Source organism: Caulobacter sp. GW821-FHT05F04 (assembly GCF_059419665.1).
Genome location: NZ_JBWKSF010000003.1, coordinates 129,961 through 151,326, shown reverse-complemented (window position 1 = coordinate 151,326; position 21,366 = coordinate 129,961). Strand labels below are relative to the sequence as shown.

The 21,366-nt window shown below is 68.4% G+C and carries 18 protein-coding genes; 2 read left to right on the top strand and 16 right to left on the bottom strand.

Annotated elements, in window-relative coordinates:
* The first annotated feature begins 125 nt into the window (after window positions 1-125).
* Window positions 126-1,853 (top strand): methyl-accepting chemotaxis protein, encoded by a 1,728-nt coding sequence (locus tag AC07R7_RS09350; protein WP_494634950.1) that lies wholly within the window; start codon window positions 126-128, stop codon window positions 1,851-1,853.
* Between the two features lie 145 nt (window positions 1,854-1,998).
* Here AC07R7_RS09350 and AC07R7_RS09345 read toward each other — a convergent pair whose 3' ends face one another.
* From AC07R7_RS09345 to AC07R7_RS09275, 15 genes are all read right to left on the bottom strand, one after another.
* Window positions 1,999-3,090, bottom strand: a complete 1,092-nt coding sequence (locus tag AC07R7_RS09345) for a protein-glutamate methylesterase/protein-glutamine glutaminase (RefSeq protein WP_492887755.1) — start codon at window positions 3,088-3,090, stop codon at window positions 1,999-2,001.
* Window positions 3,091-3,094: 4 nt separating this feature from the next.
* Complete coding sequence (locus tag AC07R7_RS09340; protein WP_492887754.1) at window positions 3,095-3,952, bottom strand: CheR family methyltransferase; 858 nt, start codon at window positions 3,950-3,952, stop codon at window positions 3,095-3,097.
* A gap of 12 nt (window positions 3,953-3,964) precedes the next feature.
* Entirely contained in the window at window positions 3,965-4,450 is a 486-nt protein-coding gene (locus AC07R7_RS09335; protein WP_494634949.1) for a chemotaxis protein CheW, read from the bottom strand.
* Window positions 4,450-6,252, bottom strand: coding sequence for a methyl-accepting chemotaxis protein (locus AC07R7_RS09330; protein ID WP_494634948.1), 1,803 nt, complete (start codon window positions 6,250-6,252; stop codon window positions 4,450-4,452). Before AC07R7_RS09330 ends, AC07R7_RS09335 begins: the two co-directional genes overlap by 1 nt.
* Before the next feature lie 184 nt (window positions 6,253-6,436).
* Complete coding sequence (locus tag AC07R7_RS09325; RefSeq protein WP_494634947.1) at window positions 6,437-8,125, bottom strand: methyl-accepting chemotaxis protein; 1,689 nt, start codon at window positions 8,123-8,125, stop codon at window positions 6,437-6,439.
* 17 nt (window positions 8,126-8,142) lie between these two features.
* Window positions 8,143-8,628 (bottom strand): chemotaxis protein CheW, encoded by a 486-nt coding sequence (locus tag AC07R7_RS09320; protein ID WP_492887751.1) that lies wholly within the window; start codon window positions 8,626-8,628, stop codon window positions 8,143-8,145.
* Between the two features lie 11 nt (window positions 8,629-8,639).
* Window positions 8,640-10,616: a chemotaxis protein CheA gene (locus AC07R7_RS09315; protein ID WP_494634946.1), complete on the bottom strand. Its 1,977-nt coding sequence runs from the start codon at window positions 10,614-10,616 to the stop codon at window positions 8,640-8,642.
* Window positions 10,613-10,978: a response regulator gene (locus tag AC07R7_RS09310; RefSeq protein ID WP_492837961.1), complete on the bottom strand. Its 366-nt coding sequence runs from the start codon at window positions 10,976-10,978 to the stop codon at window positions 10,613-10,615. Before AC07R7_RS09310 ends, AC07R7_RS09315 begins: the two co-directional genes overlap by 4 nt.
* A complete protein-coding gene (locus AC07R7_RS09305; protein WP_494635226.1) occupies window positions 10,975-11,301 on the bottom strand; it encodes an STAS domain-containing protein in 327 nt (108 codons plus the stop codon). Before AC07R7_RS09305 ends, AC07R7_RS09310 begins: the two co-directional genes overlap by 4 nt.
* Before the next feature lie 167 nt (window positions 11,302-11,468).
* Window positions 11,469-13,283 carry a PAS domain-containing hybrid sensor histidine kinase/response regulator gene (locus AC07R7_RS09300; protein ID WP_494634945.1) on the bottom strand — a complete coding sequence of 605 codons (1,815 nt, stop codon included), beginning with the start codon at window positions 13,281-13,283 and terminating at the stop codon, window positions 11,469-11,471.
* A gap of 77 nt (window positions 13,284-13,360) precedes the next feature.
* A complete protein-coding gene (locus tag AC07R7_RS09295; RefSeq protein ID WP_492837958.1) occupies window positions 13,361-13,711 on the bottom strand; it encodes a hypothetical protein in 351 nt (116 codons plus the stop codon).
* A 174-nt stretch (window positions 13,712-13,885) separates the two neighbouring features.
* Window positions 13,886-14,080 carry a hypothetical protein gene (locus tag AC07R7_RS09290; RefSeq protein WP_492887748.1) on the bottom strand — a complete coding sequence of 65 codons (195 nt, stop codon included), beginning with the start codon at window positions 14,078-14,080 and terminating at the stop codon, window positions 13,886-13,888.
* Window positions 14,081-14,365: 285 nt separating this feature from the next.
* Window positions 14,366-16,105, bottom strand: coding sequence for an adenylate/guanylate cyclase domain-containing protein (locus AC07R7_RS09285; RefSeq protein ID WP_494634944.1), 1,740 nt, complete (start codon window positions 16,103-16,105; stop codon window positions 14,366-14,368).
* Window positions 16,106-16,116: 11 nt separating this feature from the next.
* Window positions 16,117-16,533 carry a hypothetical protein gene (locus tag AC07R7_RS09280; protein WP_492837955.1) on the bottom strand — a complete coding sequence of 139 codons (417 nt, stop codon included), beginning with the start codon at window positions 16,531-16,533 and terminating at the stop codon, window positions 16,117-16,119.
* A gap of 17 nt (window positions 16,534-16,550) precedes the next feature.
* A complete protein-coding gene (locus AC07R7_RS09275) occupies window positions 16,551-18,563 on the bottom strand; it encodes a TIR domain-containing protein (protein WP_494634943.1) in 2,013 nt (670 codons plus the stop codon).
* Between the two features lie 33 nt (window positions 18,564-18,596).
* Between AC07R7_RS09275 and AC07R7_RS09270 the strand changes: the two genes are divergently transcribed.
* Window positions 18,597-19,343 (top strand): Crp/Fnr family transcriptional regulator, encoded by a 747-nt coding sequence (locus AC07R7_RS09270; protein WP_492887745.1) that lies wholly within the window; start codon window positions 18,597-18,599, stop codon window positions 19,341-19,343.
* Window positions 19,344-19,354: 11 nt separating this feature from the next.
* Here AC07R7_RS09270 and AC07R7_RS09265 read toward each other — a convergent pair whose 3' ends face one another.
* A complete protein-coding gene (locus tag AC07R7_RS09265; protein ID WP_494634942.1) occupies window positions 19,355-21,334 on the bottom strand; it encodes a TonB-dependent receptor in 1,980 nt (659 codons plus the stop codon).
* Between the last annotated feature and the right edge of the window lie 32 nt (window positions 21,335-21,366).

Below are 21,366 nucleotides of genomic sequence, written 5' to 3'. Positions count from 1 at the left end.
CGGGCGACCTTCGGGCCGTCCGCCGTCCTTCTTTTGGGGACGGAAAATCGCCACCATGGCGGGCCTTTACGCCAAATTCGCACATTGTGGATGATCTTGTCGGCCACGGTTCACACGGCGAGCTCATGGCCCTCTCATCCCTGGCGTTTTCAGCTTCCCATGCGGGTGACGGCGGGGTTCACGCGCGCCTGGAAACCGCGCGTGGCGCGATCGAAGGTCGCTTCGTGGAGGTGGGCGAAGTCCTTTCGCAGGTCGTGGACGGGACCAGCGCCCTGATCACCGCCCTGGACCGGATGCGCGAGGGCCTGGAAGGCCAGGAAGTCGCCGCCGCGACCCGCCAGTTGAGCGAAGCCTCCAACCAGCTGCGGGAATTGCCCGCCGCTCTGCACGCGCGCCGCGACCGCCTGGGCGCCTTGGTCAGCGCTGGCGACGCCCTGACCGCCTGTATCGAGGACATGCGCCAGCACCTGGCCTACCTCCGGGTCTTCGGCGTCAACATCAAGATCACTTCGGGCGGCATCGCCGCCGCCGGCCCGGAGTTCGCGATCTTCGCCCAGGAGATCTGCGACTGCATCGAGCTGGGCCGCACCCAGCTGGACACCTTCCGCAACGACCTCTCCAGCATGGACGGCGCCCTGCGCGCGGCCCTGGGCCATGAGGACGAGCTGCGCCGCCGCTGCGACGGCCTGCTGCCGGCCGTGCCCGACGCCCTGGTCGGGCAGACCGCCGCCATCGCCGACCACCAGGCGAAAATCGCTGAAATCACCGCCCGTGTCGCCGAACTGGTCCGCGACGTCCGCAAGAAGATCGGCTCGGCCCTGGCCGCCCTGCAGATCGGCGACATCACCCGCCAGCGCATCGAGCACGTCCAGAAGGGTCTGACGCTGCTGCGAACCTCGGCCCCGGCCCGCGCCCTCACCGCGCAGGCGCGCGAGCGGCTAGAGGCCTTCGTGCACCGCCTGCTGGCCGCCCAGCTCACCGCCACCATCGACGACTTCCACCGCGACGTCTCGCGCATCGGCCAGAGCGTCAGCGCCATCGCCAGCGACGCCAGCGAAATCCTGCGCCTGCGAGACCATGCCCAGGGCGGTTCGTCGAACGGCGAAACCAGCTTCCTGCGCGGCCTGGAGACCAGCGTCGGCGAGGCCTTCGCGCTCGTGGACGACATCGACGCGGGCGCTCGCCAGGCCGCGGATGTGAGCCATTCGGCCGCCAGCTCCGCCCGCGACCTGGCCGCCCAGATCCACGGCATCCAGAACATGCGCGCCGACGTGCAGATGATGGCGCTCAACACCACGCTGAAGTGCTCGCGCATCGGCGAGACCGGCAAGCCGCTGGGCGTTATCGCCGTCGAGCTGCGCGCCCATGCCGGTCACCTGGAAACCTCGGCCGCCCGCACCCTGACGGCGCTGCAGTCGCTCTCGGCCTCGGCCGACGCCCAGCCGCAAGCCAACGGCCAGGACGGCGCGGCCAGTGCAGCCCTCGCCTTGCGCGAGGCCGTCGGCCGTATCCGCAAGACCGGCGACGCCGTCGAAGGCGGCCTCGTCGACGCCGCCCGCCAGGGCGCCGACGTCGTCGAGATGCTCCGCCGCGCCGCCGCCCGCTTCGACTTCCAGCGCCAGGTCGGCGACCACCTCGACCAGGCCGCCGCCGAGCTGGAGAGTCTGTCCGGCGACGTCCAGGTCGATGACCTGATGGGCGCGCTGTCGCCGCTGCTGACCGACCTGGCTCGCAGCTACACCATGGCCCAGGAACGTGAGGTCCACGCCGCGCTGACGGAAGGGCTGGACCTGGCGATGATCGAGGCGCCGGCGGAAGCCGAGGCCGTCGAGGACGACGACCTGCTGTTCTAGGACGACCTCCTAGGTTCAGACGACACGTGATGGCGGGCTACCCCGCCATATCCATGCCCTTGCGGCGGCCAAGGGGGTTCCCGCGACACGGGCGGGAATGACGTAGGTTGGGAAGTTCAGCCGGGTAGCTGAATTTTGAGCGGCGTTACCGGCTCGAAGCCTTCAGGATTTCCTTGGCCAGCGCGTGCAGCGGCGCGACGCGGTCGACGCAGCCCAGCGCGATGGCTTCCTTAGGCATGCCGAACACCACCGAGGTCGCCTCGTCCTGGGCGATCGTGTAGGCGCCAGCCTGCTTCATCTCGTTCATGCCGCGCGCCCCGTCGTCGCCCATGCCGGTCATGATCACGCCCACGGCGTTGGAGCCAGCCGAGCGCGCCGCCGAGCGGAACAGCACGTCCACCGACGGCCGGTGGCGAGTGACCAGCGGACCGTCCTTGACCGTGACGTAGTAGCGGGCGCCGCTGCGCTCCAGGATCGTGTGCTTGTTGCCCGGCGCGATCAGCACCCGACCGCGCAGCACGGTGTCGCCGTCCTCGGCTTCCTTGACGGAGACCGCGCACAGGCTGTCCAGCCGCTTGGCGAAAGACGCGGTGAACTTCTCGGGCATGTGCTGGACGATGACGATGCCCGGCGAATCCGGCGGCAGGTCTTCCAGCACCGCGCGCAAGGCTTCGGTGCCGCCCGTCGAGGCGCCGATGCAGACGATGGCCTCGGTCGTCTTGGCCATGGCCCTCCCCGACGGAGGGGGCAGCATGGCGTCGGCGGTCAGCTTCTTCTCGGGCTCGTGGATCGGACGCGGCACGGCGACCGGAGGGCGTCGAGCGCCGGCGACGCGGGCGCTGGCGGCGGCCTTCACCGCGTCGCAGATGCGGATCCGCGACTCCATCAGAGCATCGGCGACCCCGATCTTCGGCTTCAGCACGATGTCGACCGCGCCGGCCTCCAGGGCCTGCAGCAGGGTCTCCGAGCCCGCCTCGATCAGCGACGAGCACATCACCACCGGGATCGGATGCTGGCTCATCAGCTTGCGCAGGAAGGTGATGCCGTCCATGCGCGGCATCTCGACGTCCAGGGTGATGACGTCGGGGATATCGTCACGGATCCGCTTGGCGGCCACGAAAGGGTCGGAGGCGACTCCGATAACCTCGATCTGCGGGTCGGACTCCAGCACGGCCGACAGGGTCTGCCGGACGGTGGCGGAATCGTCGATGATCAGGACGCGAATCTTGCGGGCCAAGGGCCTAGCCCTTCTGGAAGACGGTGTTGGCGATCTGCCGCAGCGGCAGATCGATGCCCACGATGGATTCGGAGTGACCCAGGAACAGATAGCCGTCGGGCGCCAGGTGGCGGCAGAGCCGCTCCAGCACCTTGGCCTGGGTCTGCTTGTCGAAATAGATCAGAATGTTACGGCAGAAGATGATGTCCATCTGCTGTTCGACGGGATAGCGCTCGTCCATCAGGTTCAGACGGCCGTACGCGACCTTGCTGCGCAGTTCGGGAACGATCCGCACCTCGCCGCGCGAGGCGTCCTTGGCCCGCATCACGTAGCGCTGGCGACGGGGCATCGAGACCGGCTGGATCATCGACTCCACGAAGCGGCCCGCGATCGCCTGCTGCAGCACCTCGGTGCAGATGTCCGTGCCCAGGATGGAATAGTCCAGGCCGCGCCGCGCGGAACAGAATTCGTCCAGCACCATGGCCAAGGTGTAGGGCTCCGCCCCGGTCGAGGCGGCCGCGCTCCAGACGTTGATGTGGCGACGCGTCTTGGCCAACTGCGGCAGGACCGTCGTTTCCATGAAGTTGAAGTGCACCGGCTCGCGGAAGAACTCGGTCTTGTTGGTGGTCACCGCGTCGATCAGGTGGATCGTCTCGGTTTCCAGGCCGCCGTCCTCGAACAGGAAGCGGCAGTAGTCGTTGACGTTGTCGATGCGATTGACCCGCATCCGGCGGCGCAGGCGCCCCTCCAACATGGTCTTCTTGTTCGACGGCATCTTGATGCCGCTGTAGCCGTGGATGAACTCGGCCAGCCGCGTGAAGTTGCGGGCGCTGAGCGGTTCGCTGGTCGTGACGGGTTGGAGAGCGAGCGCGGCTTGCGACACTAAGGGATCCGATCAGGCGGCTTGAGCGATGTAGGCGGCGTCCTGGCTGGTCAGCAGGCGGGCGAGGTCGAAGATGACCACGAAGCCCCCCTTCCCCGAGGCCATGTCGCGGCGCACGACACCGCGGATGTAGTCCGAACGCCACGGCACGCCGATGTCGGGCGAGGCCTCGATCTGACCTTCGGCGAACGAGATCACCTCGATCACCCGGTCGGCGACCAGGCCCAGCGACAGGATGCGGTCCTCTACCGGCACGTCGACCACCAGGATCCGCGTCGCGCCATCGGGCGTCACGGCGGGGAGACCCAGTTTCAGGCGCAGGTCCAGGGTCGGCGCGCCGCGACCGCGCACGTCGGTCAGGCCCAGCAGATAGGACGGCCCGTCGGGAATGCCGGACGGCTTGGCGTAGTCGAGGATCTCGCGGACATAGGCCACGGGAACCGCGAAGACCTCGGCCCCCAGGCCCAGGGTCACGAACTGTTCGGTCGAGCCGCTCATCAGGCATATTCCTTGAAATCGGCGTCGGCGTCGTCGGGACCGCCGTTGGTGAGGTCGAGGGCGAAGCCAGCGACGCGGGCCTGCTGGCCGGCCACCGCATTCCGCGCCGGCTTGCGCGCGGCCGTAGCGGCCGGGGCGGCGCGCTTGGCGGCGACAGGGCGCGGGGCGGGCCGGCGCTGCGTCGAACGGTCGGCGGTCTCCGTGCGGAAGTAGGAGATCGAGGCCTGCAGCTCCTCGGCCTGGGCGGCGAGCTCTTCCGAGGTGGCCGACATCTCTTCCGAGGCGCTGGCGTTCTGCTGGGTGACCTTGTCCAGTTGCTGGATGGCCTCGTTGATCTGCGAGGAGCCGATGTCCTGCTCGCGGCAGGCGGCGCTGATCTCGGAGACCAGCTCGGCGGTCTTGCGGATGTTCGGCACCAGGCTGGTCAGCATCTCGCCGGCCGACTGGGCGGCCTTGACGGTGTCGGACGACACGGCGCTGATCTCCGAGGCGGCGGTTTGCGACCGCTCGGCCAGCTTGCGCACTTCCGAGGCGACGACCGCGAAGCCACGGCCATGCTCGCCGGCGCGGGCGGCTTCCACCGCCGCGTTCAGGGCCAGCAGGTCGGTCTGGCGGGCGATCTCCTGCACGATGGTGATCTTCTCGGCGATCGTCTGCATAGCGTCGACGGCCTTGCTGACGGCGGCGCCCGAGGTCTCGGCGTCGACGGCCGACTGGCGGGCGATCTTCTCGGTCTGAGCGGCGTTGTCGGCGTTCTGCTTGATGTTGGCCGACATCTCTTCCATCGAGGCCGAGGCCTGTTCGGCGGCCGTGGCCTGTTCGGTGGCGCCCTGGCTCATCTGCTCAGAGGTCGCCGAAAGCTCCTGGCTGCCGGCCGAGACGTTCTCCGAGGCGGCGACCGCGTCGGCGACCACGCCGCGCAGGCGCTCGACCATCCGCTCCAGGGCCAGGCCCAGGGTGTCCTTGTCCGACAGGGGCTTGGGGCGCACGGTCAGATCGCCGTCGGCGACCTTGTCCGCCAGCGCCGCGGTCTCCCGCAGGTTCGCGGTCATCCGGTTGACCGTATCGACCAGATCCTTGATCTCATCGTTGGTCGTCACCGTGACGTCCTTTTCCAGATCACCGACCGCCACCGCATCTATAGCCACGCTGACCTTGCGCAGGCCCATCGTGACGGTCCTGGAGATCCACAAGGCCGCGACCGAACCGATGGCCAGCGCCAGGACAACCAGTCCGATGAACAAGGCTCGCGCATCGGCGAACACCTTGTCGCCCTCGGCGCTCGCGGTCGCGCCGCCATCGATGTTCAGGTTGACCAGCTTGAGCAGGTCCGCCGACATATCGTCGTACAGCGCCTTGCTGTCACTCAAAGCTTGAACAGCGGCAGCATTTTGATTGCTTCTGGACAACACAAGAAGGCGATCTGAGTCGCGAATGTACTTTTCGTACTTTTCGGAAAACTGACCATACAGCTCCCGTTCCTTATCGGACGAAATCAGCTTCTCATATCGTGCGCGATCCTTCTTGATCATTTCAAGCGTCGCGCTGATTTCCTTGTCCACATTAGCCATAGCCGCCGGGTCAATGGTCGCGACGTGGACATATTGCTGAACACGTAGGTCGGATGTAGCGGTATTGATGCTGTGGATTGAATCTATACTTGGCATCCAGTTTTCAGAAATAACCGTCGACTGTTCGTTTATCGAGCTCATCTTCATGATGCCGACGACGCCCATGAGCGCCAAAATCAGCAAGACGGTGGCGAAGGCGCCAGCCAGTTTCATCTTGATAGTTGCACGCATGGAGAAGCCCCCGCTTCGGCTCAGGATTGAAAAGACGAGATCCATATGACGGTCGCCAAGGACTGGCCGCGGTCCGCTGGGTCTGTTCGAGATCGTCTGCGTTAGATGTTGAAGCGCTTACTGGGTTGAGATCGAAAAGGGTGACCGGCGCGGTAAGCCGCCGGTCCATGAGTTCAGGCCAGGATCAGGCGTATTGCTTGAAATCGGCGTCGTCGGCGTCAGGTCCGCCATTGGTCAGGTCCAGCGCGAAGCCGGCCACGCGGGCCTGCTGGGCGGCGACCGGACGGGTGGCCGGCTTGGCGGGCGCCTTGCGGGCCGCGCCGGTCGAGGCCGGGCGCCTGGCCGGGGCGGCCTTGCGGACCGGGGCGCGCTGGCCGCCGTTCATGTCGGTGCGGAAGTAGGAGATCGAGGCCTGCAGCTCCTCGGCCTGGGCCGCCAGTTCCTCAGAGGTGGCCGACATCTCTTCCGAGGCGCTGGCGTTCTGCTGGGTGACCTTGTCCAGTTGCTGGATGGCCTCGTTGATCTGGCTGGAGCCGATGTCCTGCTCGCGGCAGGCGGCGCTGATCTCGGCGACCAGTTCGGCCGTCTTGCGGATGTTCGGCACCAGGCTGGTCAGCATCTCGCCGGCCGACTGGGCGGCCTTGACGGTGTCGGACGATACGGCGCTGATCTCCGAGGCCGCCGTCTGGCTGCGTTCGGCCAGCTTGCGCACTTCCGAGGCGACGACCGCGAAGCCACGGCCATGTTCGCCGGCGCGGGCGGCTTCCACCGCCGCGTTCAAGGCCAGCAGGTCGGTCTGGCGAGCGATCTCCTGCACGATGGTGATCTTCTCGGCGATCGTCTGCATGGCGTCGACGGCCTTGCTGACGGCGGCGCCCGAAGTCTCCGCGTCGATCGCCGACTGGCGGGCGATCTTCTCGGTCTGGGTGGCGTTGTCGGCGTTCTGCTTGATGTTGGCGGCCATTTCTTCCATCGAAGCCGAGGCCTGCTCGGCGGCGGAAGCCTGCTCGGTGGCGCCCTGGCTCATCTGTTCCGAGGTCGCCGACAGTTCCTGGCTGCCGGCCGAGACGTTCTCGGAAGCGGCGATAGCGTCGGCGACCACCCCGCGCAGGCGCTCGATCATGATGTTCACATGGCCCAGCAAGTCGCCGATCTCGTCGCGGGTGGTGATGTCGACCGATTTGGTCAGGTCGCCATCGGCCACCATCCTCACGGCTTCCGACGCGCGGCTCAGGCCCTTGCTGACCGCCATCGAGATGTAGAGCGCCGCGCCGGCCGCGCCGAGCAGCGAGAGGACCGACAGGCCGATCAGCAGGTTACGGGTGGCGGCGAAATCGGCGTCGGCCTTGGCGGTCGCGGTTTCCAGCTGAGCCTTCGACAGCTCGACCAGTTCCTCCACGCGAGCGCCGGCCTCGACCACGACCTTACGACCTTCGCCCATCGACAGAGCCGAGGCTTCGACATCATGGCCGGCGATCGCCATCGACAGGATGCGGCTATGGACCTCCATCATCTGATCAAAGGCCCCGCCCAGAGCCTGCCACTTCGGCCGCCCCTCGGCCGTGGCCAGGCCTTCGGCCTTGGTCAGCAGGGCGTCGAACGTCTGGCGCTCCTTTTCGATGGAGGTTTCAAGCTTGTTCACCTCCTCGGGAGAGCCGACGAGGATCATGTTCTTTTCGGAGCGCACGACGTTCAGCAGGTGGATGTTGAGCTGCTGGGCCGCTTCCAGGCGCATCGCCGGACCGTCCACCACGTCATTGAGAGCCTTGTTCGTCTTGGACAGATTGGTGATGCCAAAGACGTTGCCGATGAGCAGCAGGGCGATCACGAACCCGAAGGCCATGCCGAGCTGAAGTTTGATGGTCAGACGCATTGGGATACTCCGGGCGATCAGCGTTGGGCGGTATGGAGAGGCGTCACCGGGGCCGACTGCCCCCGGGTGGCGAAGATCTGGTCCAGGTCCGGCAGCACGATCACGTCGCCATTGCGGCGCACCAGGCGGCGGATGAAGTCGGCCCGCCAGCGCATGCCGACGCGCGGAACCTCTTCGGTGGTGTCGGCGGTGATCGAGGTCACCTCATGCACCTTGTCGGCGCGCAGCCCGATCAGCGTCGGTTCGCCGTCCAGCGGGTGCTCGATGACGACGATGCGGTTGTCGATCGTGGTCTCGCCGACGCCCATGCCGAAGGCCATGCGCAGATCGACCAGCGGGATCACGCGGCCGCGGAAGTTAATCACGGCGCCGACGAACGGCGGGGCCCCGGGAACCGGCGTCTCGGGCAGCAGGTCCAGGACCTCGCGCACATAGCCGGCCTCAAGGGCGAAGGTCTCGCCCTGCAGGTCGAAGGTCAGGGCCTCGATGGTTTCTTGTGTCATCGTCTTTCCCCTCACCCGGCCGCGCGCATTTGCGCGTCGTGGCGTTGGCCCAGGCTGACCAGGGCGGCGATGTCCAGAATCAAGGCCACGCCGCCGTCGCCCATAATCGTCGCGCCCGAGAAGGCGCCGACGTCTTCATGGAAGGCCGACATCGGCTTGATGACGGTCTGGTGGTCGCCGAGGATCTGATCGACGACCAGGCCCACCCGGTCCTGGCCCGTCGAAACCACGACGATCTTCTGGTGCGGGTCAGGCTGGGTCCCGGTCGCGAACTGCTCGCGCAGCCGGATGAACGGCACCAGCTCGTCGCGAAGCGTGATCAGGCTGCGCCCCGCGGAGCGCAGGTCCTGGATCGGGGTCAGCTCGACGCATTCCTCGACCGTGGCCAGCGGGATCACATAGCGGCCCGAGCCGACACGGATCAGCAGGCCGTCGATGATGGCCAGGGTCAGCGGTATGCGCAGCGACACCACCGAGCCTTCGCCGGGCGTGCTGCTGATCTCGATCGAACCGCGCAGGCCTTCGATGGTCTTCTTGACCACGTCCATGCCGACGCCGCGTCCCGACAGGTTGGTGATCGCCGCCGCGGTGGAGAAACCAGGGGCGAAGATCAGCTGCAGCAGTTCGTTGTCGTTCAGCACCTGACTCGGTTGGATCAGACCGTTCTCCTCGGCCTTGGCGCGGACGCGGTCGCGGTCGACGCCCCGGCCATCGTCGGAGATGGTGATCACCACCTCGGCGCCCGACTGGCGCGCGGCCAGCATGATCTTGCCCGCGGTCGGCTTGCCGGCGGCGGCGCGCTGCTCGGCGCCTTCCAGGCCGTGGTCCGCGGAGTTGCGGATCAGGTGGATCAGCGGGTCGGCCAGTCGCTCGATCACCGTCTTGTCCAGCTCGGTGGTCTCGCCTTCGGTCGACAGCTCGATCTGCTTGCCGGTGTCGCGCTCCAGGTCGTGGATCAGACGCCGGAAGCGGCCGAACAGCTGGGCGATCGGCACCATGCGGACGACCATCATGGTGTCGCGCATCTCGCCGGCCAGACGCTCGATTTCCTCGGCCACGGCGCGCAGGGCGACGTCGGACGACGAGGCGGCCAGTTGCTTCAGGCGGGACTGAGCGATGACCAGTTCGCCGACACGGTCCATCAGCTCGTCGAGGCGTTCGGCGGGAACGCGGACGGTGTCTCCGGACTTGCCTCGTGTATCTTGCGAGGCCGCGCGGCCGGCTTCGGCCGGGGCGTTGGCGGCGACGGGGGCTGCTTCTTCCTGGGTGATGACGGTTTCGACGACTTCGGGTTCTTCGACGGCGGCGACCGTCAGATCCTCGACCTCGAGCGTCATCTCGTCGATCACGAAGATGAAGACGTCGTCGATGGCGTCCCGGTCGTGCTTGGTGGTCAGCACGACTTCCCAGGCCAGGCGGCACTCGGCCGGGACCAGTTGGTCCAGCGGCGGGACGTCGTCGGTGATGACCCGCACGCGGGCCTCGCCCAGGTCGCGCAGCTCGTCCAGCAGCGGCAGCGGGCGCGCGCCGTTGATCAGGGCGTCGGCCGGCAGGCTGAAGCGGATTCTGAAGATGTTCAGGCCAGGCTCGGCCGGCGCGGCGACCGGAGCCGTCTCGCCGCCGTCGATGGCGGCCTGCAGGTCGGCCAGCAGCGCCTCACCGGCGCCGTCGACGACGGGGGCGCCCTCAGCCAGGGCCCGCATATGGTCCTGGGCGGCCAGCACGGCCGAGACCAGGCTGGGCGAAGCCGGCACCTCGCCCTTGCGGACACGGTCGAAGGCGGTTTCGCAGTGGTGGGTGAAGGCGGCCAGGGCGTCGAAGCCGAACATGGCCCCCGAGCCCTTCAGGGTGTGCAAACCCCGGAAGATGGTGTCGATCAGCGCGCGATCCCCCGGACGACGCGCCAGATCGAGCAGGCCCTGTTCGACCTGCTCCAGCAGTTCCTGGGCCTCTTGGCGGAACGTCTCGATGGGATCCAGGCCGCTCATTTGGCGAGCACCTTCTTGACGACGCGGACCAGCTGTTCTGGATCGAAGGGCTTTGTCAGCCATCCGGTGGCGCCGGCCGCCTTGGCCTGGGCCTTCACGTCGGCGTCGGATTCGGTGGTCAGGAACAGGATCGGGACGCCCGCGCCGGCCGGCCGCTGGCGCAGCTCGCGGATCATGGTCAGACCGTCCATGATCGGCATGTTCAGGTCGGTGACGATCAGGTCGAAGCCGCCGGCCGAGGCCTTGTCCAGCCCCTCGGCGCCGTGGGCCGCCTCGCTGACGTTGTAGCCTTCGCCGGTCAGGGCGATCTTGATGGCCGCGCGAATGGAGGCCGAGTCATCAACTGTGAGGATCGCGGTCATTGTTCAGTCGCCCCTTGAAGCCAGAAGTTCGCCCGGTCCCGGTCTTCGGGATCCAGGAAGCCGCCTCGCTGGAGGACCTGCAGGACCGCGCCTTGCGCGGCCCTTCGCAACACGACCGAGTGTTCGCCCTCCGCGGCTGAGCGCCGAGCAGACTCGATCATTTGAACGAAGGTCAGATCCACTTCTTCGAGGTCGTCGATTTCAATTGTGATGGAATTATTCTGCTCGAGAGCCGCGAGCAAAATACCGTGAGCGTCTGAAATATTTGATATAGTGACGCTGCCCGAAAATCGGACAACTGAACTTTGAAATTCACCTGGCACAGCCGCCCCCGCGTACAAATATAGTCCGTCGAAAGAACGGAACTATACCTACTATCTAAGGTTCAACCACCAAGCTTAATTTAGGGTAAACTCGACAACCCTTGGAACTGCGACATTGTGTCCGCAACGTGCGGCTTTTTTCCACGCGGGGTGAGACCGTCGATCACCTACAGCACGGCCTGCAGGGCGCCGAAGAGCCTGGCGGCGGTGATCGGCTTCTGCAGATGACGGTCGGCTCCGGCCGCCAGGCTGGCGCGAACGTGCTCGTCACCGACATTGGCCGTCAGCATGAAGATCGGCCGGCGTTCCTGGCCGCCGGCGGCTTCCAGGCGACGGATCTCGCTGACCGCCGAGAGGCCGTCCATGACCGGCATCTGCATGTCCATCAACACCACGTCGGGCCGCTCGACGAGGTAGGCGCGCACGGCTTCGAGGCCGTTCTCGACGCAGGTGACCTCGGCGGCCTCGGCCAACATCAGCTCCACGATGCGACGATTAGCCGGGTGGTCGTCGGCGACCAGCACCCTTAACGCCCGGTCCGGGCCCCCTGGCGCCGATCCTTGCGCGTCACTGTCCAAGGCGGGCGGCAGCGAAAGCTCGAACCAGAACCGCGCGCCCCCGCCCGGCCTGCTCTCGCAGTCCAGGACCCCGCCCATCAGCGACACCAGGTCTCGGGAGATCGACAACCCCAGCCCCATGCCGCCGAATTGGCGGGTGATCGAGGCGTCGGCCTGCTGGAAGCGTTCGAAGAGGCGCGCCTTCTCGGCCGCGTCGAAGCCGATGCCGGTGTCGGCGACCTCGAAGCGGACCCGATCGCCCGTCCCAGCCGTCGCCGTCAGCGTGATCGCGCCGCGCTCGGTGAACTTGACCGCGTTGCGCACGAGGTTTCCGATCACCTGGCCCAGGCGCACGCCGTCGCCGATCAGCTCGCCGTTCAGCTCCGGCGGCAGGACGATCGAGAAGCTGACGTCGACCTCCCCCAGGCTCAGCTGCGCCATCGCCCCGATCGACTGCAGAAGTTCCCCCAGATGGAACGGCCTGTCGACGATGCGGACGCGGTCGCCCTCGATCTGCACGACGTCCAGCAGATCGTCGAGCAGGCGTTCCAGCGTCCGGCCGGAGTCGCGGATCATGTCGACCAACTCGCGCCCCTTCGGGTCGAGGGCGGCGCGGGCCAGCATGTCGGCTCCGGCGACGATGCCGTGCAACGGCGTGCGGACTTCGTGGCTCATATTGGCCAGGAAGGCGCTCTTGGCCTGACTGGCCCGTTCGGCGGCGTCCAGCGCGGCGCGCAGAGCCTTGGCCTGGTCCAGCCGCTCGGTAATGTCCTCGCCCAGGCAGATGACGTGGCGCGGGCCCTGGTCGTCGAGGGTGGCCAGCGACTTGATGTCGAATACCCCGCCGCCCAAGGCTTCCGGCATGACGACGCCCGCGGCGATGTGGGTCTCGCCTGTCCGCAGGGCCTCGGGATCGTCGACCGTGACCGCCTTGGCCAGGTCGGGATCGAACAGTTCCTCGGGCGTGCGGCCCAGCGCGTCGTCAGCGTCGACGCCGAAAAGGGCTTCGGCCGCGCGGTTCCACAGCACGTAGCGGCGGCTCCGCGCCGACGCCACCGTGAGCGGCGACGGCAACGACTGGACGACCGAGCGCATCAGCGCCTCGGCCTCGACCTCCGCGGTCACGTCGTTCGAGACGGCGACCAGAGAGGCCACCGCTCCATCCGCGTCGCAGACCGGAGCGACCGTGGTGTCGTAATAGGTGCGGGCCGCGCCGAGCCGGGCGTCGAAGGTGCGGAAGCGGGCGATCCGTCCCTCGGCGGCCGAGGCCACGGCGCGGTCGACGGAAAAGCGGTTCTGCTCGGGCCAGTGGTCTCGCCAAGGCTTGCCACGCGCCTCCGCCAGGGAGGCGCCGGCGTACATTTCCGCGGCCTCATTCATGTGCCGAATGCAGCCGTCCCGTTCCAGGCTCCAAAGACAGTTCAACCCGCCGCCCCCGCGCGGTCCAATCCCCGCTCTCGGATAGATAGCGCCCGGCGGCGTTAACGTCGGGTTGGCGCGCGTCAGGCTCCAGCGTCGCGGAAGCTGGAGACGATCGTCCGGCGCTCGCCCAGCTCACGATGGACATTGGCCAAGGCCTTGAGCCGCACTTCGCGCTCGGCGGCCTCGGCCTGGGCGCGGCCCGCCGCCTGGCGGGTCTCGGTCAGGCGCTCGCGGCTCAGAGCCAGCTCCGCCAGGACGCGATCACGGTCGGCGGCGAGGTCGACGGCCATCCGACGCGCCTGGACCAGGCGCGCCTCGGCGCCCAGCAGCCGCAGGGCCAGGAACGCCACTGTCGGCAGCAGCGCCACGGCGAGGATCTCCGCCAGGAGGCGAATGATCGGGCTGTCGAAAAGGCTCAGCAAGGCCAGCATGTCTCGGCTCCGGTAGTTGCGGGTCAGATGTTGAGAAGGACCCGAGCGGCCGCACCGCTCGGGCCCTTCGCGACAGTGGCCCATGCGTTCCGCACACGCGGGCCTCCGTCGACCTGTCGTCCCGACGCCCCACACAGCGAGAACGACAAAGCCGCGCCGCCGACGGGCGGGAGGTCAGGCGCCGAGGGCCTGCCGCGACTGACCGCGGAGGGAGCCGACCGCGAAGTCCAGGATGTTGTGGACCACGCCGGGCAGTTGGTCGTCGGCCACGCCGTTCTCGCGGGCCCAGACGCGCAGGGCGTGGCGCAGGAAGGTCCTGCCGGTTTCCGGATTGGAGGGGGCGTCGGAAAGGATGTCGTCGAAATGCACGGCGCGGCTCCTGTTCTGAGGTCGGATCTCCGACCTGGTTGAGGCTTCGAAAAAGAGGACCCAGCCGGCGGGTGGCCGGGTCCCCAGTCGGTTCACGCGGCCGGCGACAGGCTTGATCCAGGGAATGGGTTGCTGCCCGTCGCGGTCGACAGTTGAACCATGTTCGGCAAGGGGGCGATCTGGATGTGCGGATATGCACATCGGGAAAAATTACGGTTTTTCCCGGGAAGGTTTACAATTGCGCGCAGCGCGCTCTAGGCGCGCAACGGCTGAACTCGAGCGCGCCTAGAGCGCGCGCGACAGGCTGAAGATCGGGGTCGCCGGGAAGCCCTTGCGCCCCTGAGTGCGGCCGACATAGCCGCAACGAACGCGGTCGCCGTGAAAGGTCGCCAACGCCCCGGCGAGGGCCTCGCTGACATAGGCCGAGCCCGGCGCGACGTCTGGCTCGATACGGGCGGCCACCACGACGTGGGCGCCGATCACGGCCGGAGCCTTGGTCAACGGATTGGTCCGCAGATGGACGGGGCCGTAGTGACCGCCGATGCGCAGGCCAAGGCCGCGCGGCAGGCCAAGGGCCCTGAGGTCCAGCGACCGATGGGCCTCCAGCAGCGCCAGCGCCGCCAGGGCCGCGTCGATCGGTCGGTCGAAGACCAGGAACAGGCCGTCGCCCCAGGTCTCGATGTGACAGGGCCGCTCGGCCAGTCCCTCGACCGTATCGGCCATGCGCCCCATCACGCCTTCAATGAAGGCCGGAATCTGGTCGTCGCGCAGAGCGCCGAAGCCCTGGACGTCGGCGAACAGCATCGCCTTCATGGCCCGCCGCTCCGCCCCAACCGACGGCGACGCCCAGCGCGAAGGACAGGGGGGCGGACGCTCGACCTCGATGACCACGAGCCGCCGGTCGCTGTCCGCCCAATAGGCCATGTCGGCCGAGACGCCGGCCGGGCCTGGCGCGGCGTAGCCGTCCCAGACGGCCAGCTGGATCGCCTCGGTCGACAGGGTCTCGGCGCGCAGCACCGCGCAACCCATGGCGAACTGGCTGGAATAGGCGAACACCTGCTCGTCGCCGCGATAGGGGTCCTGAGAGGCGTAGCGGATCGAGGTGGCGCGCGAGAGGCAGCGTTCGAAGCGCGGGATCCAGTCCTCGCCGAACGGCGCCACCGACACCTCTACGAACGAAGCGCGGCTCACGGGCAGGACGACATGCAGTTCGCCGCCAGCGTCCAGCAGGGCCTCGGCGAAGAGGATGTCCGCCCCCGCCGCCAGGCCGCCATAGGCGAAGCCGACGCGCTGCTCGCGCAGCACCTGGTCGATCCGCTGGCGCAGCGCATCTTCGGGCAGGTTGGTGATGTGACCGGTGAAGTGCGCGCAAACCGGCGGTCGGAACGGCGTCAGCCAGCCAGGATCCGCGCCGGTCTCGCGGCACAGTATCTCCAGCTGGCGCAGGGTCGAGGCATGAGCGGCATAGGCGCGGGGCGCGGACGTCACGGCGACCGCCAGGGTCTCGCGCGCGGCGTCCTGATCGCCAGCCAGGAACCAGGCCTCGGCGCGGCTGGCGGCTTCGTAGTAGGCGCCCTCGCCTTCCAGGCCCGGCGTGGGCGGCGTCGCCAGCACGGCCGCGGCCCGGGCGGCGGCTCCGGCGCGGTCTCCGGCCATCAGGGTCAGGGTCGCGGCGTTGATGGCGCCGTAGAGCCCGCCGAAGCGCCGGGACAAGGCCTCGTAGCGGCGGAGCGAGGCCTTGGCGAAAGCGATACGGCGCGGTCCGCGCGCCGCCAGGGCGACATCCTTCAGAAGGCGCGCGCCCAGGGCGACGGCGTCCGCATGGTCCTCCGCCTCGGCCAGGCCAAGGCGGACATATTCCGCCCGTGCGAAATCGACAGCCCCGGCGCGCGCCAGACAGAGCACGGCCGTATAGGCGATCTCATGTGAGCCTTCCCCGACTTCGAGGGCGGCGTGGGCGATGTCGTAGGCGGCCAGGATCTCGCCGCGCCGGATCAGCGCGGCGACTTGGTCCCGGTCGAACACCGCCCCGGCGATCAGGCCTTGCTACTCTCGATGTGGCCCGTGCCGTTCTCGATGACCGGATCGAGATTGATCAGCTGGCCATGCGAGTCCATCATCAAAAGGCTGTAGGTATACTCGCCCATCCGCGCGCACTCGTAGATGATCTTGAAGCGCGAGCGCGGGCTGTCCTCGCCGTCAATGCCGTAGGGAACCCAGACAAAACTGGAGAAGTTCACCCCGTAGTCACGGTCGATCTCGATCGGACGACGCTGGAAGCTCCAGCCGGCGTTGATCAGTTGATCGCTGAGCGTAAACACGAGCAGACAGCGCTCGGTCAAGTCCAGTTTCAGCCGAGTAGGCATGGCCGGATCGGCGAAATTCATAAAATTGTAGTGTTCGTCGAGGCCGATGACCAGTTTGACGATCTTTTCAGGTTCAGATTCGCACATTTAACTCTCTCCCGACTTCAGATTCCACCTGAAGGCGAATCTCGCCAAAAAGCAAGGAAGGCGGGGTGTTCGTAGCCTTGTTTTTTGAGTAGGCGCACGATGCTTCCGGCTTGGCTGCGCGCCCCCGTCGCCAGATAGGCGCGCGCCAGGACGTCGCGACTGGCCAGCGACATCGACGCCAGCTTGGGGCTCAACACGGACACCGCCTCCGAGGCCTGGCCCTGCGCCAGCCGCGCGAAGCCTTCCAGCTCCGCGGTCTCTTCCGGCTTGCCGGCCTTCAGCGCCGTCAGGAGCGCCGCCGCCAAGTCGCGCCCCCTCCCCGGGTCGCCGCTCTCCTGCGCCAGGATGATCGCCTGCCTGGCGAGACGCCCTTCCAGGTCGGCCCGCCAGGCCTTCTCCTTCTCGCTGGCGTTCAGCTCGGCGAGGCTGGCCGCCGCCCCCGCGTACGCCGCGCGGGCTTCGGCCAGACGGCCCGACCAGCAGGCGATCTCGACCGCGTCCAGTTGCCCGACCACCAGATACTCACGCCAGCGCGCATTGCTGGGGTCCAGAGCCGACAGGGTATGGATGCGGCGCAGGTTAGCCTCCGACCGCGCGCGGGCCTGCGCCAGGCGCCCCAGATCCACTTCTAGCCGCGCCAGCGCCAGCTGCATCGTCACGTCCCTAGCCGCCAGGCGCTTGTCGGCCGGATCGGCCGCCGCCGCCCGCGCCAGCAGGTTGGCGGCTCGCTCACGCTCGACGAAGGCCTCGCGAGGCCGGCCCAGGCGCAGCAGGGAGTCGGCCGCCCAGGCCTGGCTGTTGGTCGCGTCGGCGATGCGGGTCTTGTCGTTTGGCGCCCGGGCCAGTTCCGCGCCGAACACCTCCAAGGCGCCCCGGAAGGCCGCCAGGGCTTCCTCGGGCCGCCCCCGTTCGAACAGCAGCGTGCCGAGATTGCTGCGGGCGTAACCGACCTCGACCCGCCATTCCGCGCGGTTGGAGTCCAGCTTGACCAGCCGCTGGGCCAGTTCGTCGTAGTGCTTGAGGCCTTGTTCGGCCTTCGCGAGGTCGCCGCGCCGCCACTGCACGTAGGCCAGCCAGAAGACGTTCTGGGCCTCGTCGAAGATGCGGTCGCCGTTCTTGGGATCGCGCGCCGCCAGGACGTGGGTGGTCGCCGCCGCCTGACCGAAGGCGTCCTGCGCGCCGACCAGGTCGCCGCGCTGCTCGCGGATCGTGCCCAGCAGGGTCTGGGCCTTGGCGCGCTGGGCCAGGGCCTTGTCGTCGAGCCGATCCGTGCGCGACTTGCCGTAGTAGGTCAGCACCCTGGCGCTGACCCCGTCCAGCAGGTCGAGGCGACCGACGGGCTCCAGCTGCTGGCGCAGGTCGCCCAGCATGTAGGCCACCAGGGCCTCGGTCTCGTCACGCTGCTCGCGGGCGATCTGGCGCGACTTCAGCGTCACTACGGTCATGGCCCCCATGCCCACGGTCACGGCCATCGCCACGGTGGTGAACGCCGCCATCACCCGCAGCCGGCGACGGGCGTCCCGCTGCACCAGCCGGTCGAGGCTGACACCCAGCAGGCGGGCGGCGATCTTCAGCCGCGCCAGGCGCTTGCCGTCGGCGTCGGGGCGCAGATCCACGGCCAGGGGCTCGACGCCTTCCGGCAGGGCCGCGCGCAGCGACGGCGGCAGGATTTCGGCCAGCGCGGTCGTGGGCGGCGTATCGGGCGTGATCACGCAGAGGATTCGTTCGGGGCCTCCGCCCGTCAGGAAGTAGGCCACCTCTTGGTCCACCCACCGCGAGGCGGCGGAGGCGGACGAGCACAACACGATCAGGGCGTCGGACAGGTCCAGCGCATCGCGAATGGCCTGGTTGAGGTTGGCCGAGGCGCTCAGTTCGTCACGATCGCGGAATATGGGGCGCAAGGACCGGTCGGCGCTCGCCAGGGCGCGCGGCGCGCGATAGGTCTCAAGCGCCCGATGCAGCCACCCGGCGGCTTTGCGGTCGCGGTGACTATAGCTGATAAAGGCCTTGTACCGCTGTCGGCTGTTCATGCGTCGCCCCACTCGACGGCAGGAGCGTAACCGATGACCGTGATTCCATCATCGCCCCCGCGCGCCGTCAGCCATACGATGTTCGAGCAACCGCCCAAAGACTATCGCGCCAACAAGATCTTCCGGCACATGTCGCGTGAGGAGATCGAGGCGCTGGCGCCGTTGATCGAGCATCGGTCCTACGGCAAGGGCGAGATGATCCTGCAACGCCGCGACCAGGACGGCGGCGTCTATCTGCTGCTGGACGGCGTGCTGCTGGCCAATCAGTACGCCAAGTCGGGGCGCGAGGTCGGCTACCGCCGGATCACGCCGGGCGGCTATTTCGGCGAGATTTCGGCCATCGACGGCCTGCCCCGCTCGGCCAATATCGTCGCGATCGAGGATTCCCGGCTCGCCCGCCTGCCCCAGAGCCTGGTCCGACGCCTGTTCGAGGACTCGCCGCGCTTCATGCGGGCGCTGCTGGAGGACATGGCCGGACTGACCCGTTCGCTGACGGACCGCTTGTTCGAATTGACCGCCGTCTCGGTGGCCTGCCGCGTCGATATCGAGATTCTGCGCCTCGCCACGGCCAATAGCGAGGACGGCCAGACCGGCGTCATCCACCCTTGCCCTACCCACGCCGAGCTCGCCGCCCTGCTGGGCAGCCAGCGCGAGCCGGTCACCCGCGAGCTCAATCGCCTGGCCAGCCTGGAAATCGTCCGCCAGACCGGCCGCACGCTATACGTCCTCGACCTGCCTGCCCTGGCCGCCGAGATCGAGCGGATCGGCGGCGAGGTCTAGCGCCCGGCGCCTCAACGTCTCAGGGCGAAGCCCACATACACCGTGCGCGGCGCCGAGAAACTAGTCACGCCATCCGCCGTCTGACCGACGGCCAGATCGGCGTTCAGGGCATTGTCAGCGGCCAGATAAACCTCGGTGCTCGGCGACAGCATCCAGCCGGCGCGCAGGTCCAGACTGGTCCCGGCCTTCAGCGCCCGCTGGTTCAGATCGTCCTCGAACCGCTTGCTCTCGTAGCGCAGGTCGGCGTCGAACCGGAGGCGCTCCAGCGGCCGCCAGCGCGCGCCGGCGGTGACGGTCAGGGCCGCCGCCTGGGCGGGACGCTTGCCGGTCAACTGGACGGCCGCCGCGCCGCCGTCGACACGGGCATGGGTCGCCGAGAAGGCCGCGCGCACGGTCCAGGCGGGCGACAGGTCGGCGGCGACGTCGCCCTCCAGGCCATAGGCGTTGATCTGTCCGGCGTTCCGGCGCTGGCGCAGCACGCCGCCGGCCGGGATGAAGCCGGCGACCGGAAAGGTCCCCGGACCGATGCCGATCGTGACGTTGGTGATCGGGTCCCGGACCTGATTGTAGAAGACGCCGAGGTTCCACGTCGCGACGCCGTCACCCGAAATGCCGGTCTCGACGCCATAGAGGGTCTCGGGCTTCAGGGCGGCGTTGGCCTCGGTGACGTCGTTGCCGACGCGGAACGGGCGGTGCAGCTCATTGAGCGTCGGCGGCCGGAAGCCTGCATAGGCCGCCACCCGCACCCAGGTCTCGCCCGACAGCCGCTGGCGAACGCCGATGCGGCCCGTCGGCGTCGCGCCCGAGGCGTTGGCTGGAGGAGCGTCCAGAGTCAGGGCGCCGGTGGCCGCGTCCCGCTCGCGCCGGACACCGTCATAAGACCGCCAGCCGTCCAGCCGCGCCCCGGCGACCAGGGAGAAGTCCGGTCGGTTCCAGGCGGTCTCGGCATAGACCCCGCCCACCAGGGTCCGGCCGCCGGCCGTGCGCTGGCGGGTGAAGGCGCCGGCCATGTAGCGAAAGAGCTCGTGGGTCTTGCCCTCGGTCATGCGAGCGTCGCCGCCCAGTTCCCACGTCCACTCCCCCAGCGCGCCCTGCCAGGCGGCGTTGAGGCCGTAGCCGCTGGCCGGGGTCGAATATTGGTCGTTGGCGGGGGTCGCGCCGACGCGACCGGCGGCGACGGCGGCGGAGGTGTTTTCGAGATCGCTCCTGCGGAGCCAGGCCTGCACGCTCCAGGCGTCGCCCGCCACGGTCGCGGCCAGCGAAGCGCCGGTGGCGTTCGATCGAGCGCCGACGAGACCGGCGTCTCGCGTCTCCTGGTAAGCGCCGGCGCGGATCGCCCAGCGCACCTCGCCGAGGTCGCCCTGGACCCGGGCGGCGACCGAGCCGTCCTCCAAGGTGGTCGGCGTATCGGCCGCGCCCGCCGCCGAGCCTCTGACCGGCCGATAACCGTCGGTGCGCGAGCCGCTGGCGGTCAGCAGCAGGTGGTCGGTCCCGAAGGTCCCGGCCGCGCGCCAGCCGTCGCGCTCGCGGACCTCGGCCGTGAAGCTGGTCAGGCCGCCGCCGGCCGCCCGTTCGCGCAGGGCCACGACGCCGGTCAGGGCCCCGGCGCCATAGGGACCCGCCCCGGCGCCGCGCACGACGGTGGCGCCCGAGAGGCCTTCGCCCGGCAGCGACGTCCATATCACCCAGCCGCCGAAAGGATCGTTCTGCGGCGCGCCGTCCAGGGTCACCAGCGCCCGGCCCGCGCCCGAGGGGGCGATGGCGCGCAGCGAAAGCCCCTGGATGGTCGGGTTGGCCGCGTCGCTGCCTGTGCGGCGGAACAGCGAGACCCCGGGCGTGGTCTTCAGCGCATCGTCCAGCCGCGCCTGGGCGCCCAGTTCGGCGGCGTCATAGTAGGCGGTGGAGAAGGCCTGCCGACCGGCCAGCGGGAGCAGCCGCGGCGCCTCGACGACGACCGTGGAAACCGAGGGCGGCGGGGCGTCTAGCGGCACGGACGAACTCAACTTTGGGAAAGGCTATGCTT